We start from the raw sequence: 16,649 nt of genomic DNA on the forward strand, positions 1-16,649 counted from the left end.
ATTCATTAAATCTTGAGTAGGTAGATTATGAATTTAAATGACAATATATTAATCAAGATTCGTGAAATGAGGGAAAGCTTTACTCCGGTTGAACGGCTGGTCGGGGATTATATTCTGGAGAACAAGGAAGAGATTCCCCATTTGTCCATTAAAGAATTAGCCCAATCGAGTAAAACAAGTGATGCCTCGGTCCTGCGGTTCTGTAAAACAATGGGCTACAGCGGATACCGCAATTTTATTGTGAGTATATCAGCTTCTTTGGGTTCCCGCGATGAGGATGCAAAGGCCCAATATACAGATATACAGCCGGGTGATGATCTCTCGACCATTATTTCAAATATTTCACTCAATAACATGAAATCCATTGAGGACACACTTAGTGTGGTTGACCGGAAAGAGATTGCAAGAGCAGTAGAAGTGCTGTGCCATAGCAAAAGAATTGTTTTCTTTGGCATAGGGGCCTCGGGAATCGTGTGTATGGACGGGGAACAGAAATTCTCACGCATTAACAAGATGTGTCATGCTTATACGGACGGCCATAGCCAGCTTACTGCAGCAACCTTGCTCGGCAAAGATGATGTTGCCATTTTTATTTCTAACTCTGGTGCAACCAGTGATATTATTGACGCCCTGATCATTGCCCAGAAGAATAAAGCGACATGTATTGCAGTTACCCGGTACAACAAAAGCGAGCTTGCAGTGCGGGCGGATATTGTTCTTAGCATATCTACCCCTGAAATAACGATCCGCAGTGGTGCCATGGGCTCGCGTATTGCTATGCTGACGATCATCGACATCCTGTTTGCCGGGGTTGCCAGTGCAGAATACGAGCAGGTAAAAACGTCTTTAACCAATACCCATAATATTTTGAAGAAAAAACTCAGATATTAAATTCTGGGAAGCGCATGGATTTGGAGGAAGGGGCTGTCCCGAAAGTATACTAGCCCCGGTTGTTCTTCAGTTGTCCAAATACGCTTTCCGGCTCCATCATTCGGCGGTTTTGTTTCTTTTTAAGGATAGACGAGTCGTTTCCTGCTTAAACAGCGGAGAGGACGGAACGATTGTGGAAAAGCGATAGCGCTCGCCTTGGTCTCCGGATTTTCACCGCTAAGGGGAATGAAAAAAATCTGGAGAGCACAGCGATTGGAACAACGTTTCGTTCGCGGAGCGTCCTCACCGAGCGCAAACGTTCATCCAACTCCAAATCAAGGGGTGTTCCAGCCATTTCATGGCTTATGGGACATCCCCTTTTTTTATTCCCTTTGCCATGTTAGATTATCTACATCATAAAACGTTTGATTTTGGCGAAACTAATGACTCGTTTTTCAAGAATACGGCAGAAGGAGTGATAATAACGTTTGACAAAAGTGAAAAATGTATATTGTAAGCGCTTTATAAATGTGATATAACTGATTATACAAGTCACTGAAATAAAAAATCGGAATAATATTCATAAATAAAATTTTATTTCAAAATCTATTGACGGTTTTAGGAATATATATTAGTATAAAAATTAATAAATGTATGGTATTCTAACATCATTTGTTAGATATATGTAATTTATATTTAAAAAGAAGGAGGATGACTATGAATGACTACCTTGCGGGATTAACTACAGAAGCCGTGAATCCGGACACCCTGATGATTGATGAATGTACGACTGAACAAATGGTCCAGTTAATGAATCAGCAGGATGCTCTGGTCTCCGCAGCCGTCGCTAACGAAATTCCGCAGATTGCAAGGGCGGTAGATATTCTGCACAACAGGCTGTCTGCCGGCGGGAGAATGTTTTACATAGGAGCCGGCACATCCGGAAGATTGGGTGTTTTGGATGCTTCCGAATGTCCTCCTACCTTTGGTACAGATCCTTCCCTGGTACAAGGATATATCGCTGGGGGTGATATTGCTTTACGGAATGCGGTTGAAGGCTGTGAAGACGATGAGGAGGAAGGGATCTCATTAGTCGAAAGCATCGGGGTGACAGAGCAGGATGTAGTTATCGGCATTTCGGCAAGCGGGAGTGCCAAGTTTGTGATTGCAGCTTTGGCGAAGGCGAAGGAGCTTGGGGCAGCTACCATCGGTGTGTGCAACAACAAGGACTCCAAGTTTGAACCCATTGCAGATATTTGTATTTCACCTGTTGTAGGACCGGAGGTCATTAGCGGCTCGACCCGGTTAAAAGCGGGAACGGCTCAAAAGCTGGTGCTTAATATGCTGACAACATGTACTATGGTCAAATTAGGGAAAACGTATAACAACTTAATGGTTGATTTAAAAGCCAGCAATTTCAAGCTGATAGACCGCTCCCTCCGCATTATTATGAATACGACAGGGGTAGAGACCCAAGCCGCCTCAGAGACACTTGAAAAAGCAGGAATGAATTGTAAGCTGGCCATCATGATGATTAAAACGGGGTTAGATGCAAAGGCCGCAGAAGAAGCGCTTGAAGCAAATGGAGGACGCCTGAAACAAGCGATCCTATCATTGAATTAGAAAATTGAGGAGGCTGCTATCGATGAAAAAAAGAAATGGTTCAACGCTGCTTTTGTCAGCAATCATGATGATGTCGCTATTATCCGCCTGTGGAGGGAACGCAAATAACACTGCGGATTCTGCAAATTCCGGAAGCACAGGCAGCAGCGGTGCGGGAAAAGATACAATAACTGCATTATTACCTCCGGTATCGGCTAATTACCAGGCCCGGTTTGCTGATATGGAAAAAGAATTTAATGCACTGCATCCTAATTTGACGCTGAAAATCGAACCGGCGAGCTGGGAAGATATGACACAAAAGCTGGATACACAAGTCAATGCAGGCTCCCCTCCGGATATTGCCTGGATCGGTGCATCCGGACTTTCGAAATATGCAGCACTAGATGTACTAATCGATCTGAACCCAGTCCTGTCTGACGAAGTTAAGGCGGATTATGACGAAGTTCCAATGAAGTATTTTCAATTGGGTGATGCCCAGTACGGCCTGCCCGCGTATATGGAAATCCACACCATCGGCGGTAATAAACAATTCCTTGAAGAAGCCGGAATTGACTGGAAGAGTATTCAGCAAAACGGCTGGACCTATGATGAGTTCCGGAAAGCTATTGCAAAAGGCGTAGTAAAAAATGATAAAGGTGAAACCAGCCGTTACGGTTTCGTATTCGCGACCTCCGGTGTAACTTCTAAAGATTACCTGGCTATTCTTGCTAAAACTGCGGGTCTGCCGGATTACTTCGACAAGGACCTCAAATACACGTATACAAGCAAAAAATTCCTGGGTCTGCTGACAGCGATCCGTGAAATGATCGACGATGGTTCTATGCCTAAAGAGTTAAGCTCCATCGATGCCGGCAAACGCTGGAATATGTTCCTGACCGGCCAAACGATGATCACCGGTAAAGGCTTGTCGGCATTTGAAAACTCCGCCCGTCTGAACAATGAGAAAATTAAAGCGAACGATGGATCAGCTGTTGCGGATTCGATCGAAGTGGATTACATTTCACTTCCTGTGCCAACCTTCAACGGTGCCGATTATATCCCTACTTCCATAGTAGATGGTTATATCGCACTCCGTGGTAAAAAAGAGCCTTCAGAAGAACATATCAAAAATATTGCCCTGGCGGTGAATTTCCTGTCTTCCGGTTCGATTGCTGCCAACTATAGTAATGAGCTGTTCTTAACACCAATTACCGAGTCTGCACGTAAAGCAGAAGTGCTTGAAAAGTTCCCGCGTAACGAAGACAACGTTGCTGCAGGTAAAGCGATGATGGCCAAAGCACTCCCGGCCCGTACAGATATTCCTACGGAGCAGGCTGCTGAAGCGCTCAAAATTGAAACAGAAGTGATTATTCCTAAACTGCAGGCATTGCTTGCCGATGAGATTACCCCGCAAGAGATGTATGATGCAGTTAAAGCAGCTGCCGTCAAATCCTTCGGTGAAGATGGTGTGGTCGCGGACTAGATTGCCATATAGGCCGGCATGTGAAGTGAAAGCTGTACGAAGCTTAAACGTACAGCTTTCCTTCTGAATGCAGGCAAGCAGAAGGTACTTTTTTGAAGAAGAGAGGTGCGGCCCAATGAATCAATTGTTGACCAAAAGAAAAAAGCTGAAGCTCGAAAGTGACTCTGGCTGGGGATACGCGTTTATCGCAGTAGCACTTATTGCATTTTCTTTATTTACTGCCTATCCGGTAATCAATGCCTTTATAATCAGCCTGCAGAAATATCGTCCACTAGGGTCCACTTATGTCGGCCTGGAGAACTTCGTCAATTCCTTTTCAGATGAGCTGTTCTGGAAAGCGCTGAAAAATACATTGGTCTATACGCTGTTAACCGTTCCATTTAATATTTTACTGTCCTTCCTTGTTGCCATTCTGATTATGCCTTTTAAGAAAAAAACACAAACTATATTTAAAGCGGTATATTATTTGCCGGCTGTAGCTTCAGGGGTATCTCTTGCTGTCGTATGGCTGTGGATCTTTGATCCGCTAAAATCAGGTATTGCCAATCAAGCAGTCGGACTTTTTGGTATCAGTAATCAGAACTGGCTGGGTTCGAGTGCAACGGCCATGTTTTCACTTGTATTAATGTCCTGGCTGTCAAGTCATGGTACAGCGATCATTATCTATCTGGCTGCACTGCTCAGTATTGATAACAGTTATTATGAAGCAGCTGATATAGATGGGGCGACTTTTTTGCAAAAGCTGCGGTATATTGTCATTCCTTTCCTTAAGCCAACAACGCTATTCCTGCTGGTTACAGGGGTCATAGGTTCCTTCCAGGTGTTCCAGAACGCTTATCTGATGACAGGCGGCGGACCAGACCATGCCACAACTATGGTGGGATTGTTAATCTTTAACAATGCGTTCACATATTTCGAGTTTGGGGAGGCAGCGGCCCAATCCTTGCTTCTGGCAGCGGTTATTGCCTTGATCTCATTCTTCCAATTTAAGATTTTAGGTAAAGACATAGAATACTAGGAAAGGGGCAGAAACCTATGGGGTTGTTCAACAATAATATCAAAAGCAAAGGATCGCTGTTCGCCCGTAATGGTCTGATCATTACAGCCCTTCTCCTGTTTGCCGCAGCGACCATTTTCCCGATATACTTTATGATCATTTCCTCGTTCGGTGATCCGGTAGAAGCTGGCGCAATGAGCTATTCGCTGATCCCGGCAAAGATTTCCTTTGAGTCTTATAAATTCTTTTTTAACTTCAGCGCCCATTCCTGGGATTGGTTAAAAAATTCTTTTATTGTAGCAGCTTGTATTACGGTATCAAACGTATTTTTCGCCACGCTTGCAGGATACGCTTTTGCCAAAATGAAATTTAGAGGAAAAGGCATTCTGTTCGCTATTCTGCTGGGGTCCATGATGATTCCTACTCAAGTCACCCAGGTTCCGCTGTATATATTGATCGTGAATATTTTTGAATTGCAAAATACGTATACAGCGTTGATTATGCCAAGCATTGTCACGGTGTATAACATTTTTCTGGTCAAGCAGTTCATGTCCTCCATTCCGGTAGAAATTATTGAAGCTGCCAAAATCGAAGGCTGCTCCCAGCCTAAAATCTTTTGGTATATCATTATGCCGTTGTCCAAAACGGTTATGGCAGTACTGGCCATCCTGACGTTTATGGCAGCATGGAATGACTTCTTCTGGCCGTTCCTGGTTACCAACACTATGGATATGCAGACGATTCAGGTGGGGCTCAAAAACTTCCGTTTTGCGAATACCACTTACTTTGCACCTATGATGGCAGGGGCAACCATTTCTGCCGTTCCGATGTTTATTTTGTTCTTCAGCTTACAGAAGTATTTCCTTGAAGGAGTAGCCGTCGGAGCGGTGAAAGGGTGATGGGCGGCCCAGCTGAAGTAAATCTTACCTATCTGGTTGGCTTGATGTCCGGCACATCGGTAGACGGTATTGATGCAGCGGTAATTAAGCTTTCGTCCACGCCGGACACAGAGTATGGAATAGAGACGGAATTACTGGTTTTTGAGAACACTCCGTTTCCAGCGCATGTCAGAAGTTCGATATTCGAGCTGTTTGATCCTTCCAAGGCTACGGTTGATAAGGTAGGCGCAATGAACATGTGGCTGGGGGAATTATACGCCCGGGCAGTAGTGTCGGTGATCCGCAAATGCGGACTTGCGCCTTCCCAAATATTTGCGATAGGATCCCATGGCCAAACGATCTATCATGCACCGGAAGAGAAGAGGATGGACGGCCATAACCTGCACTGTACGGTACAGATCGGAGAAGGTGCAGTGATAGCGAACCGGACGGGCATTCCCTGCATATCAGATTTTCGGGTTGCCGACATGGCAATGGATGGACAGGGAGCGCCACTCGTGCCTTTTACTGAATATTTATTGTTTAACCATCCGGAGAAAACATCACTTCTGCAGAATATTGGAGGAATAGGGAATGTAACGGTTCTTCCTGCCAATGCTTCTCCCGAAGAGGTGTATGCCTACGATACAGGGCCCGGAAATATGATTATTGACGGTCTTGTATCCCATTTATTTGCGCCAATGACGATGGATGCCGGCGGTGAAATTGCTGCGGGTGGTGAGGTTATTGATCAGCTATTGAAATGGATGCAGCAGGATGAGTATTATAGTATGCCTTTCCCGAAATCGACAGGCAGAGAACGGTTTGGACAACAATATGTTGCACAAATACTTCAGATGATGGAGGAGCATCACTGGAAAGCTGAGGATGTTATTGCCACAGCTACACGCTTGACAGCATGGAGTATTGCCGACAGCTATGAACGGTATATTGCCCCGCAGCATCAGGCTCAGCGATTGCTGGTTGGCGGCGGAGGGAGCTATAACCTGACGTTATTGCGCGATTTGCGGCAGTTATTTGCTCCCTTCGGAGTGCGGGTGCTGACACAGGAGGATATTGGCGGCAACAGTGATGCCAAGGAAGCCGTTGCTTTTGCTGTGCTGGCTTATCATACGATGAGACGTCTGCCGAATAATATCCCTCAGGTAACCGGAGCTTCCCGGCCGGTAGTCATGGGCAAAATTTCTTGGCCCTACCCGGAACACAGGGGGTTGGAATGATGCAAATCAGACTCTTCTCCATGGAAGATTTTTCTGGAGTGGTCGCGCTCTGGAACCGGGAGGCTACGAAGTATGACTACAAGCCGTTTACCGAACAGGAATTTCAGGACACATTTATTAATCATGCTTATTTCGATGCGGAGTGTATGTGGGTAGGCTTTAATGAACGAGGGATTGTAGGTTTTGCAGCCGGCTGCAGCGGGGATGACCTTCCGCTCGGCGATGTGGCGGGCTATATTACGACCGTAATTATAGATTCGGGTGCCGCTTTTTTAGAGCTGTACGATGCCTTTGTGCAGCGCATGGAAACAAGGTTCCGGCAGCTTGGGAAAAGTCAGGTGGAGGTGTTGTTCTTTAACCCTGTTAAGCTGAAATGGACGATGCCAAGCGCACCGCAGCATGAACACAATAATGCCCCGGGCATTAGTACAGACCAGCCGTTATATGATGCTTTGATCGCCAGAGGGTATGCAGAGCGGGCGACACAATGCGGCATGCACCTGAAGCTGGGTGACTTTAGTGTTCCTGAAGATATTGCAGTCAAAGAAAGCAAAGCAAACAGAGAAGGCTATCAGGTTACTCATTATGCCCCCGCTGTTCATAAAGGGCTTGAAGCCATGCTTGCAGCCCTGCAGAATCCGCAGTGGGAGAGGGATGTAGCAGCATTTGTTAAGAATGGTGAACCTCTTGTGGTGGCAGTTCATGGCAGTGAGGTTGTGGGTTTTGCAGGTCCAATTATGGTCGAACCGGATGGCCGGGCATTTTTTTGCGGGATCGGGGTACACCCGGAGTATGAGGGACATGGTCTCGGCAGTGTCCTATTTTTCCGGATGGTCGAAGCTTTTCAGACTGCAGGCTGTCAATATATCTCTTTGTTTACTGGCAGCAATAACCCGGCTCTTGGAATCTATCAAAAAGCAGGATTTCAGATTGAAAAACAATTTTCCATATTGCGGAGGGAGCTGTAGGGATGTGCGGAAAGTTGACGGTCTTAGCGATTGGAGCGCATGTTGGGGATGTGGAATTAGCGTCCGGCGGTGTACTGGCCAGCCATAGCTTAAAAGGAGACCGTATCGTAACCCTGGCTTTAACTCCAGGTGAAAGAGGCGTGCCGGCCGGGCAGGATATGAAGGAGTACCGCCAGCAAAAAATCAAAGAGGCAGAGAGTTTCGCTGATATACTGGGCGGTGAAGCCGTTGTTTTTGATTATTGTGACGGAGAGCTGCCAGACAATCAGGAGATTCGGCTGGAGGTCTGCGATGTGATCCGCCGCGTGAAGCCGGACATTATCATCACCCATTGGAGAAACAGCATGCATAAGGATCATGCTCTGACCCATCATATCGTGAACGATGCAAGGTTTTTTGCCAGCCTGTCCTCTTTTGAGCGTGAGCTTCCTGCTCATTTTGCCGCAAAGCTGTATTATTCGGAAAACTGGGAAGATGCTGTGGACTATGTCCCTTACGTATACGTGGATTTTGATCAGGCGGCTTATGATTTATGGATTGAGGCGTTAGGCCAGCATTGGTTTGTGACGAACAGCAAATCTTTTAAATATATGGATTACTATAAAGCGTTGGCCGTTGTCCGGGGCTGTGAAGCAAGAAAAACCTATGCCGAAGCCTTCATGGTCCCTGCCGAGACGATGAAAATCAGACAATCGGGGCTTGCGTGATATGGTATTAAACGGGATTGATTCTATTATGAAGTATCTCCATCTGTTCAAAGGGAAACGGGTGGGTTTAATTACCGCGCCGACAGGGCTTACCAAAGATTTCAGATCCACCATTACGATATTACACGAGAATTGTAATCTTACGGCCATGTTCTCACCTGAGCATGGTGTCCGCGGAGATCTGGATGCAGGGGCATTAGTGGAGACGTATACGGACCCTTTTACCAATGTTCCGGTCTACAGCCTGTACCGCAAAGATTCCAAACGTTTAACAAAGGAAATGCTGGAGAAGGTAGATATCCTTGTGTATGATATCCAGGATGTTGGTGTACGGTATTATACCTTCATTTATACGATGCTGTATGCCCTTGAGGATTGTGCTGCGGCAGGCGTGGAATTTGTTGTTCTCGACCGGGTGAATCCGCTGAACGGGGTGAACGTGGAAGGGAATATCCTACAGCCCGGCTTCAAATCCTTTATCGGGAATTATGAGCTGACTGTCCGGTACGGCCTGACCGCAGGTGAAGTGGCTGTCATGGCCAATGATCAGATGAACTGGAAGGCATCGCTTCATGTCGTTCGTCTGGAAGGCTGGGAACGGAGCATGTCTTTCCCGGATACAGGCTTGACCTGGGTCCATCCTTCACTGGGCATCCCCCGGTATGAAACCGCGTTATTATATACAGGCACCTGTTTATTTGAGGGAACCAACTGCTCCGAAGGCAGGGGAACAACATTTCCCTTTGAAATGATTGGAGCTCCCTTTATTGAGGCGCAGCAGCTGGCAGATGAGATGAATGCATTGCGCCTTCCAGGCGTGTATTTCCGTCCGGTTCATTTCAAACCAACGTCCTCTAAGCATTCTGGAGAGCTGTGCGGCGGCGTTCAATTATATATTACAGACCGCCAGGTGATCAAGCCGTTAGAGGTAGGCGTAACCTTATTATTTACGATCAGGGACTTGTTTGAGCCGTTTGCATTTCTGCCTCCCGTGAAGGAGGGCTCACGTCCTTTTATTGACTTATTGGGCGGAAGCAGCATCTACCGGACGAAGGATATTCAGGCTAAGCAGCTGCTCGAACAGTTTGCAGAGGACAGCAGGCAATTTGCAGAAATGAAACAGCAGTATCATTTATATCACTAGCGGATGGTGAATAGCGGATGAGAACGATAGAACAAATGAGCTTGCGTGAGAAAATCGGGCAAATGTTCGTAACAGGCTTTCCGTCAACGGAGATGTCCCCGGAGCTGAAGGAAGTCATTGAGCAGTACAAAGTCGGAAATATTATTTTATTCTCCCATAATATCAGCAATAAGTATCAATTAGGCGGGCTTGTTGCAGAACTGCAGCAATGGTTCACCACACATACAGGCATTCCGGGCTTTATTACGATTGACCAGGAAGGCGGCCGGGTGACCCGGATGCCCAAGGATGCGACGAATGTAGCCGGAGCCATGGCCATTGCCTCTTCAGGACGCCCTGAAAATGCTTATGCAGCAGGCAGAATAACGGCCCGGGAACTACAAGCATTAGGCATTAATTTCAATCTTGCGCCCGTGATGGATGTTACCAGTAATGCGCTCAATCCGGTGATCAACGTCCGCTCTTACGGGGATACTGTTGAGACTGTATCGCAGTACGGGATTCAAATGATGAAGGGCTTGCTCGATGGCGGCGTAATGTCCTCGCTGAAGCATTTTCCCGGTCATGGGGATACCGATGTCGATTCACACATTGGCTTGCCTGTCATTAACAAAACGGTGGAGGAGCTAGAGCAGCTTGAACTGCTGCCGTTTAAGACTGCCATCGGGCAGGGGGCCGAGGCCATCATGAGCGCCCATATTTTATTCCCGCAAATCGAAACGTCTGGTGTACCGGGAACGATGTCTTATACGATTATTACAGAGCTGCTTAAAGAGAAATTGGGATTTGAGGGGTTGGTTGTCTCCGATTGTCTGGAAATGGATGCGATTAAACGCTATTACGGGACGGCCAAAGGTGCACTCGAAGCCGTTAAAGCAGGGATTGATCTGGTATTCATCAGTCACACGCCTGCAACGGTTAAAGAAGCGGTTCATTTAATAGAAGAAGCTGTAGCGGCGGGTGATTTGGATGAAGCGGTTATTGATGCAGCTGTTGCCAAAATTTTAGCCTATAAAGCCCGCTATACGCATGTTGGGGAACCGGATTACGGGATCGTGGGCTGCGAAGTTCACCGCCGGGCGAACGAGCTGATGCGTACGGAAACGATCTGCCTGATTAAAGGTGAGACCCAGCCCGTTCAGGCAGGGGATGGGCAGGTCTTGTTTGTGGGCTCCTATGCCTACCGGACCGACCTGGCCTCCAGCAGTGTGAATCAGGAGCTTAGCTTCCCGCAGTATATGGGTGAGCATTTTGCTGCAGCGTATGAGCTGATCGGTATTGATCCGGACGAGGAGCAGATTAACACAGTGCTGCACAAGGCTGAAGGGTACAAGCATGTTGTTATCGGGCTGTTCAATGCGCGTGAAAATACAGGCCAGCTGGCGCTTGTGCAGAAGCTTGTGGCAGCAAACTGTAAAGTAACGGCAATTACCTTGGGCCGGCCGTATGATTTAGCTTTAATCGAAGGCGGGTTTTGCGGCATTGCAGCCTTTGAATATACTCCGGATGCATTCAAGTCCCTTATTCCCATCCTGAATGGTGAGGTCACACCTGCTGCCAGTATTACGATTCAGCTATAGGGGGATATCAGTATGGCATTTATTGTTGGCATGGACGGGGGCGGCACCAAGACAGCTGTCATTGTTACTCATGATGATCAGGAAGAGCCTGTACTATCCTTTACGGCAGGGCCTATTAATTATAATGGCGGCGATGCCGGGGCTATTGCTGCCGCTTTCGGGGAGATTTTTAAGCAGATAAGGTCCTGCTGCACAAGCCTAACGGAAGTTAATCATGTATGTATAGGAGCGGCAGGCGTAAGCAATCCGGCAGTAGCCCGTTTTTTGGAGCAACAGGTGAGAGATAACGGTTATAGCGGGCCGCTAACGATTACCGGGGATCAGGAAACCGCACTATATGGAGCCCAGAATGCGATGCAGGGTATTATTCTCATTGCCGGTACAGGCTCCATTTGCTTCGGGGTGAATGAAAAGGGAGAGCGGCACCGCACTGGAGGCTTTGGTCATCTGATTGATGATGAGGGAAGCGGATATTATATCGGGCGTGAGCTCTTGTCCGTGCTGGTTCAGGCAGAGGACGGAAGAACAGCGGATACGATGATTCCGGAGCTGGTCTATAAGCAGCTTGGACTTGGTACGGTGCAAGAGGTTATAGGTTTTGTCTACGACAAAAACACAACGAAAAAAGATATTGCAGCGCTCGCCCCGGTGATGACGGCAGCATGCGGGCTCGGGGACGCCCAGGCGCTAAAATTGGCGGAGCAATGTGCAGCCGGTCTGTTTGAGCTTGTGGTGCCTGTGATTGAGCGGCTGAAATTATATGAGAGTAAGGTTGCAATTGCCGGAAGTGTGCTGCAGAAATCCCGTTTTGTAAGAGAGGCCTTAGAGCGGAAGCTTGCCCGCAGCTACCCGCAGACCCAGCTGATTATGCCTGTTCATAATGCAGCCTATGGTGCTGTACTGCTCGGAAAATCAAAAATGAGTAACGGGTAATCCTATGAATGAAGCAAAGGAAGGGTGGGCCATAAGTCCGGCAGTGTTGGACTTGCGGCACACCCTTTTTCCGGTGAATAAACAACTCCGGGGTGACAGGTTACGGTCAAAATTTGTCGGTTAAATAAAACACGGCCTGCTGTTTCGGGAACAGGGCCTGCAGAATATCAGCATGTCGGGCAGGGGTCCCAGCTTCAGCTTCGCCTTCCGCATTATAGCCGAAGACGATATAAGAGATCAGATTCCGCTCATCCACTTCTATGGTTATCCGGGACCCGGACTGACTATTCCCGGAAACGGAAAGCCGCTTCTGGCGGTAGTCGAGGCAGATCTTGTCCTCCCCGCATTGCAGCGTTATGGACAGCTCCTGTTCCGCCATCAAGGCATTGCCGTTAAGGCGATGCTCCAGTTCAAGCTGAAGCTTGTGGAAGGTAGAATACAGGTTGATCATTTTCCACATTGCCATATTAATGGGGACGGGCTCTGCCTGAAGCTGCTGATAATAGGCATACAGCTTGTGATCCTCAGGAAGCATCGCCATGATTTGCCTGGCCTTCGGCCGAAGACGGCATAATTCATGAAATAAGTACTCCACGCCGTCCGCTGCCTCATCCAGATAGATGAGTTCGTTGATAAATACCTGTTCGGTGTCCTTTTTTTCAATAATGCCATAAGCGACAATTTTATGATCGTGCTGAAGCAGCAGACAGTCCGATTTCTTCCATTCCGGCCAGCGGATCAGATCCTTCCAGTAGGTTTCATTACGTACTACAGTATAGGTGCGGTTCTGATTGAATTGTTCATAAATAGCACGGATATCCTCAAGATAACGGGGCTCAAAAGGTATAACCTCGTAACCGTCCGGCTGCCCGCCCCGCGCCTCATTTTCAACAGCGTAAGCAGTCTCGGGAATCAGTCTCCAGCCGGCCTTCTCATAAAATGCATGCTTGCTGGCCAGAAGTACACTTATATCATAACCGGCTTCTCTCATGTAGTCTGTTTGTGCAGCAAGAATTTTGTGTGTCAGCCCCATGCCGCGATAATTGGGATCTGCAGCGACGCTGCCCATAGCGCCCGTCTGCAAGACCGCTTGGCCGACTCTGATGGAAAGCGGAAAGATTTGAACATTGGCAGCAACCTTGCCGCCGACCGTTGCAAACCATGTGGTATCCGGGTCATAGGAGGTGTCGAGGTCTAATCTTTCCTGGAAATACCCCCGGCCTACGGAAAAACATTCATCTAAAATATCGTAAATCTGTTCAAGCTGTTCTCTGCCCGGCCTGTTGGTTACGCTTATATTTTGTTCTGGTGTTGTCGTCATCTTTGCTTTCCTCCTGGGTCGCTATGTTAAAAACAGAGTTCATTCAGAATCCTTCATCAGAATAAGCCGAAACCCCTCTTGAATATAAGTTCTCCGCTAACTTAATAAATTCTTCTGGCGGTATATCCTTTTCCTGCTGGAGCCAAAGGCGAAATAAAGAAAGGGTCGTCGTCAGATAGAACTCAATGAAGTATGGCGTTAAGGAATGATTTTGCGGAAGGCTTAGGAATTGCTCCATGGGGATGTCTCTTTTTAAGCGTGCTAAGAAACGGGGGCTTCCATAATCGCCCAGAAGGGCATGGAGCGCCAGGAGATGTTCTTTTCTGTCCAGACAAGACAGCGCATCCTGAACCGAATGCATCGACAGCTCGTTACCGGCTAGTTCTGCTTTGATGTCATGGAGCAAGTTATTTTCCACAGTGTCCAGAAGTTCGTAAATGTCAGTAAAGTATTGATAAAAGGTACTGCGGTTATACCCTGACCGGCTGGCGATTTCCTGGATGGAAATTTTCTCAACCGGCTTTTGGCTGTATAGCTCACAAAACACATCTATAAACTTTTGTCTTGTTTTCTCCGTAATTTGGGGCTGCTTGTTCATGTTTCCCTCCTGCCTGCGCATAAGATATCATCCGACAGATATTAAAAAACTGATGATTGATCAAGAAATCCTAAAGCTTTATGATCACATCATACAACATGTTGTCGGATAATCAAATGGGGATATAAAAGGGCAGGAGTGATTATAATGTCAGCAGAGCAAAACAGAATTTTAATTTTCGGTGCAGGTGTCATCGGGAGTATTTATGCAATAAAGTTTATGGAAGCAGGATATGACGTTAGTCTGTTTGCACGTGCGGACAGGTTCAGACTTTTACAAGAAAAAGGCCTGCAATATAATGACAAAGGTACAGTCAGAACGGTTCCGGTGAAGGTCATGGATACGCTCGAAAATGACGATATATACGATTTTATTTTCGTTACCGTTCGTTATGACCGGGCCGAATCCGCATTGCTCGCGCTAAAAGATAATCAAAGCCAAAATATAGTTACGATGACCAATAGCCCGATTGGATTTTCTTCGTGGCAGGGGATTGTGGGGGATAGACTGTTACCGGCCTTTCCCGGCTTCGGCGGACAGATTAAAGATGGGGTCCTGTACGCCCGGTTCATGCCCAAGCTTCTAGTGGCTACCGCATTTGGAGAAATGAATGGCGCAGTGACGCAGCGCATCTTAAAGCTCGCACAAGTATTTCAAACCGCCAAGCTTCCCTACGCTATAAAAAAGGATATGCAGGCGTATCTAATCACTCATTCCGTATCAGACATTGCCTTGCTGGGCAGTTTGTATGGCGGCAAACCGGAGATTGCTCCTGTAACACCCGGAACCAGACAGACGGCACGCCAAATAACAGTTACTTTAAAAGCGTATCTAAAAGCAATCCGTGAGGCAGGTGTTGCTGTTGATCCGCCCGTTTTTAACATAGTCCCTAAGCTCCCAAGCTTCATCCTGGATGTTCTCTTCATTGCCTGGCTGCGCACCAAAATGGTTAAGGATATGCTGCTGCCGGATTATGCGAATGCTGCGAATCAGGAGGTTGTGCAGCTAGAGAAGGATCTGACAAAATTTCTATCTATGCAGAACGGCTGATGAATCGTTTGTTCCGGTATTGTAACCCGTCTGTTTATTCTTCACTTCCAGCGGATGGTAAGGTTGAAGAACTGAAGCAGGCGGGAGGCTTACCATGATAACAAGATTAGGGAAGATACTGAACATATCGATTTTGGCGGTCTGTCTGGCTGGATGCAGTCAGGCGGCAGAGCCCATACAGCCTACACATCCCGCAGGCGCACAGCACATCCCGGTCACTCCAACTCCAGAGGATGCAGTGCAAGAGGAAGCTCTTATTCCGCTCAACACCTCAGAACCTTTTATCGGGCGGATAGATCTGGATCAGGAGACAGCGAAGTTCATCTATGGAACCTGGAAGGTGGACAAGCTGCTGGGATTCGCGAATTCCTATAATGACGCGTCTGAATATCCTACAGGACAGGACATCATTGGGGATGAACTTGTGATTCATAAAGATTACTTCTCCTCGATGGGGCTAGAGGGCTATGAAGCGTACCAATACGAGTTCACCAATCCCCGCTATAGCATAACCCAGAGGCATTATAACGGGGATTCCTTTTACAGAGTGAACAAATTGAATCTGTCTATGATCGGGACCAGCGATGTAACGACCGACATAGAGGTAACTGAGCCTTCGCCGGGACTGGGTGTACCGCTAAGCTTCATCGATGTGAATCATAACAAGCTGATCCTGTGGATCGAAGCCGCAACGTTTGAGTTGATAAGAGTGGACGAATCGGGTAATAAGTAGTCTAAGTACTGGAGTCTATAATGACAGGAGTGAGCGCATATGAGCTGGGATGTACTTATTATGAAAACGAAATACGATTTTGAAGCGCCGGAGGAAGAACAGCCGCCAGTGCCACCGCTGGGACAACGTGATGAAATCATTGAGAAGCTGACCCGCCGCCTACCGAACCTGGATTACCGGGATAAGGCTTGGGGCGTCCTTGAGGGCGAGGGGTTTTCGATTGAGTTCAACACAGGTGACGAGGAGCTCGTGGATTCAATTATGCTGCATGTCCGGGGCGGGGGAGCGGTGATGGATACCCTCCGCTTGATCTGCGAGACACTGGAGGCTTATGCCCTGGACACATCGGATACCGGCTATATTGACTTTGAGCAGCCTGAAGCAGCGGAGCAATCCTGGGAGCAATTTCAGAAGTATCGTGACAAGGTGATTAACAACCATAACGGAAGGGTTTGAAGTGAACAGAGGCGCAGGATGGATCACATCTGCTGCCTCTTTTTTGTGTTTTGAAGTGTTTGGAAATAACGTGCAGAATGGTATTGAC

General features: G+C 47.3%; 16 protein-coding genes. 14 read left to right on the forward strand and 2 right to left on the reverse strand.

Features of this window, described 5'->3' with window-relative positions:
- Window positions 1-27: 27 nt before the first annotated feature.
- The 11 genes from NSS83_RS31880 to NSS83_RS31930 all read left to right on the forward strand — a co-directional run bounded on the left by NSS83_RS31880 (window position 28) and on the right by NSS83_RS31930 (window position 12,403).
- Window positions 28-891 carry a MurR/RpiR family transcriptional regulator gene (locus NSS83_RS31880; protein WP_341186671.1) on the forward strand — a complete coding sequence of 288 codons (864 nt, stop codon included), beginning with the start codon at window positions 28-30 and terminating at the stop codon, window positions 889-891.
- Window positions 892-1,587: 696 nt separating this feature from the next.
- On the forward strand, window positions 1,588-2,493 hold the full coding sequence (murQ, locus tag NSS83_RS31885; RefSeq protein ID WP_341186670.1) for an N-acetylmuramic acid 6-phosphate etherase: 906 nt from the start codon (window positions 1,588-1,590) through the stop codon (window positions 2,491-2,493).
- A gap of 22 nt (window positions 2,494-2,515) precedes the next feature.
- Window positions 2,516-3,955, forward strand: a complete 1,440-nt coding sequence (locus tag NSS83_RS31890) for an extracellular solute-binding protein (RefSeq protein WP_341186669.1) — start codon at window positions 2,516-2,518, stop codon at window positions 3,953-3,955.
- A 115-nt stretch (window positions 3,956-4,070) separates the two neighbouring features.
- Window positions 4,071-4,973, forward strand: coding sequence for a sugar ABC transporter permease (locus NSS83_RS31895; protein WP_036695674.1), 903 nt, complete (start codon window positions 4,071-4,073; stop codon window positions 4,971-4,973).
- Window positions 4,974-4,990: 17 nt separating this feature from the next.
- Window positions 4,991-5,851, forward strand: a complete 861-nt coding sequence (locus tag NSS83_RS31900) for a carbohydrate ABC transporter permease (RefSeq protein WP_036695673.1) — start codon at window positions 4,991-4,993, stop codon at window positions 5,849-5,851.
- Window positions 5,851-7,071, forward strand: a complete 1,221-nt coding sequence (locus NSS83_RS31905) for an anhydro-N-acetylmuramic acid kinase (RefSeq protein WP_341348792.1) — start codon at window positions 5,851-5,853, stop codon at window positions 7,069-7,071. The genes NSS83_RS31900 and NSS83_RS31905 overlap by 1 nt, the downstream gene beginning before the upstream one ends.
- The gene (locus NSS83_RS31910; protein ID WP_341347281.1) at window positions 7,068-8,039 is read left to right on the forward strand and encodes a GNAT family N-acetyltransferase; all 972 of its coding nucleotides are present in this window, start codon (window positions 7,068-7,070) and stop codon (window positions 8,037-8,039) included. Before NSS83_RS31905 ends, NSS83_RS31910 begins: the two co-directional genes overlap by 4 nt.
- A 2-nt stretch (window positions 8,040-8,041) precedes the next feature.
- Window positions 8,042-8,746 carry a PIG-L family deacetylase gene (locus NSS83_RS31915; RefSeq protein WP_341347282.1) on the forward strand — a complete coding sequence of 235 codons (705 nt, stop codon included), beginning with the start codon at window positions 8,042-8,044 and terminating at the stop codon, window positions 8,744-8,746.
- A 1-nt stretch (window position 8,747) separates the two neighbouring features.
- Window positions 8,748-9,890 (forward strand): DUF1343 domain-containing protein, encoded by a 1,143-nt coding sequence (locus NSS83_RS31920; RefSeq protein WP_341347283.1) that lies wholly within the window; start codon window positions 8,748-8,750, stop codon window positions 9,888-9,890.
- Between the two features lie 17 nt (window positions 9,891-9,907).
- Window positions 9,908-11,470 (forward strand): glycoside hydrolase family 3 protein, encoded by a 1,563-nt coding sequence (locus NSS83_RS31925; protein WP_341347284.1) that lies wholly within the window; start codon window positions 9,908-9,910, stop codon window positions 11,468-11,470.
- A gap of 12 nt (window positions 11,471-11,482) precedes the next feature.
- Complete coding sequence (locus NSS83_RS31930) at window positions 11,483-12,403, forward strand: BadF/BadG/BcrA/BcrD ATPase family protein (RefSeq protein ID WP_341347285.1); 921 nt, start codon at window positions 11,483-11,485, stop codon at window positions 12,401-12,403.
- A 106-nt stretch (window positions 12,404-12,509) separates the two neighbouring features.
- Here the strand turns inward: NSS83_RS31930 and NSS83_RS31935 are convergent, their stop codons facing one another.
- Together NSS83_RS31935 and NSS83_RS31940 are read right to left on the reverse strand one after the other, a co-directional pair.
- Window positions 12,510-13,724: a GNAT family N-acetyltransferase gene (locus NSS83_RS31935; protein WP_341347286.1), complete on the reverse strand. Its 1,215-nt coding sequence runs from the start codon at window positions 13,722-13,724 to the stop codon at window positions 12,510-12,512.
- 43 nt (window positions 13,725-13,767) lie between these two features.
- The gene (locus tag NSS83_RS31940) at window positions 13,768-14,322 is read right to left on the reverse strand and encodes a TetR/AcrR family transcriptional regulator (protein WP_341186663.1); all 555 of its coding nucleotides are present in this window, start codon (window positions 14,320-14,322) and stop codon (window positions 13,768-13,770) included.
- 147 nt (window positions 14,323-14,469) lie between these two features.
- On the opposite strand from NSS83_RS31940, the gene NSS83_RS31945 reads away from it, so the two are divergent.
- The 3 genes from NSS83_RS31945 to NSS83_RS31955 all read left to right on the forward strand — a co-directional run bounded on the left by NSS83_RS31945 (window position 14,470) and on the right by NSS83_RS31955 (window position 16,561).
- Window positions 14,470-15,372, forward strand: coding sequence for a 2-dehydropantoate 2-reductase N-terminal domain-containing protein (locus NSS83_RS31945; protein ID WP_341347287.1), 903 nt, complete (start codon window positions 14,470-14,472; stop codon window positions 15,370-15,372).
- 94 nt (window positions 15,373-15,466) lie between these two features.
- On the forward strand, window positions 15,467-16,105 hold the full coding sequence (locus NSS83_RS31950; RefSeq protein ID WP_341347288.1) for a hypothetical protein: 639 nt from the start codon (window positions 15,467-15,469) through the stop codon (window positions 16,103-16,105).
- 39 nt (window positions 16,106-16,144) lie between these two features.
- Entirely contained in the window at window positions 16,145-16,561 is a 417-nt protein-coding gene (locus NSS83_RS31955) for a hypothetical protein (RefSeq protein WP_341347289.1), read from the forward strand.
- The last annotated feature ends 88 nt before the right edge of the window (window positions 16,562-16,649 follow it).

Source organism: Paenibacillus sp. FSL H3-0469, assembly GCF_038051945.1.
In the GTDB taxonomy this organism is placed as follows: Bacteria; Bacillota; Bacilli; order Paenibacillales; family Paenibacillaceae; genus Paenibacillus_AQ.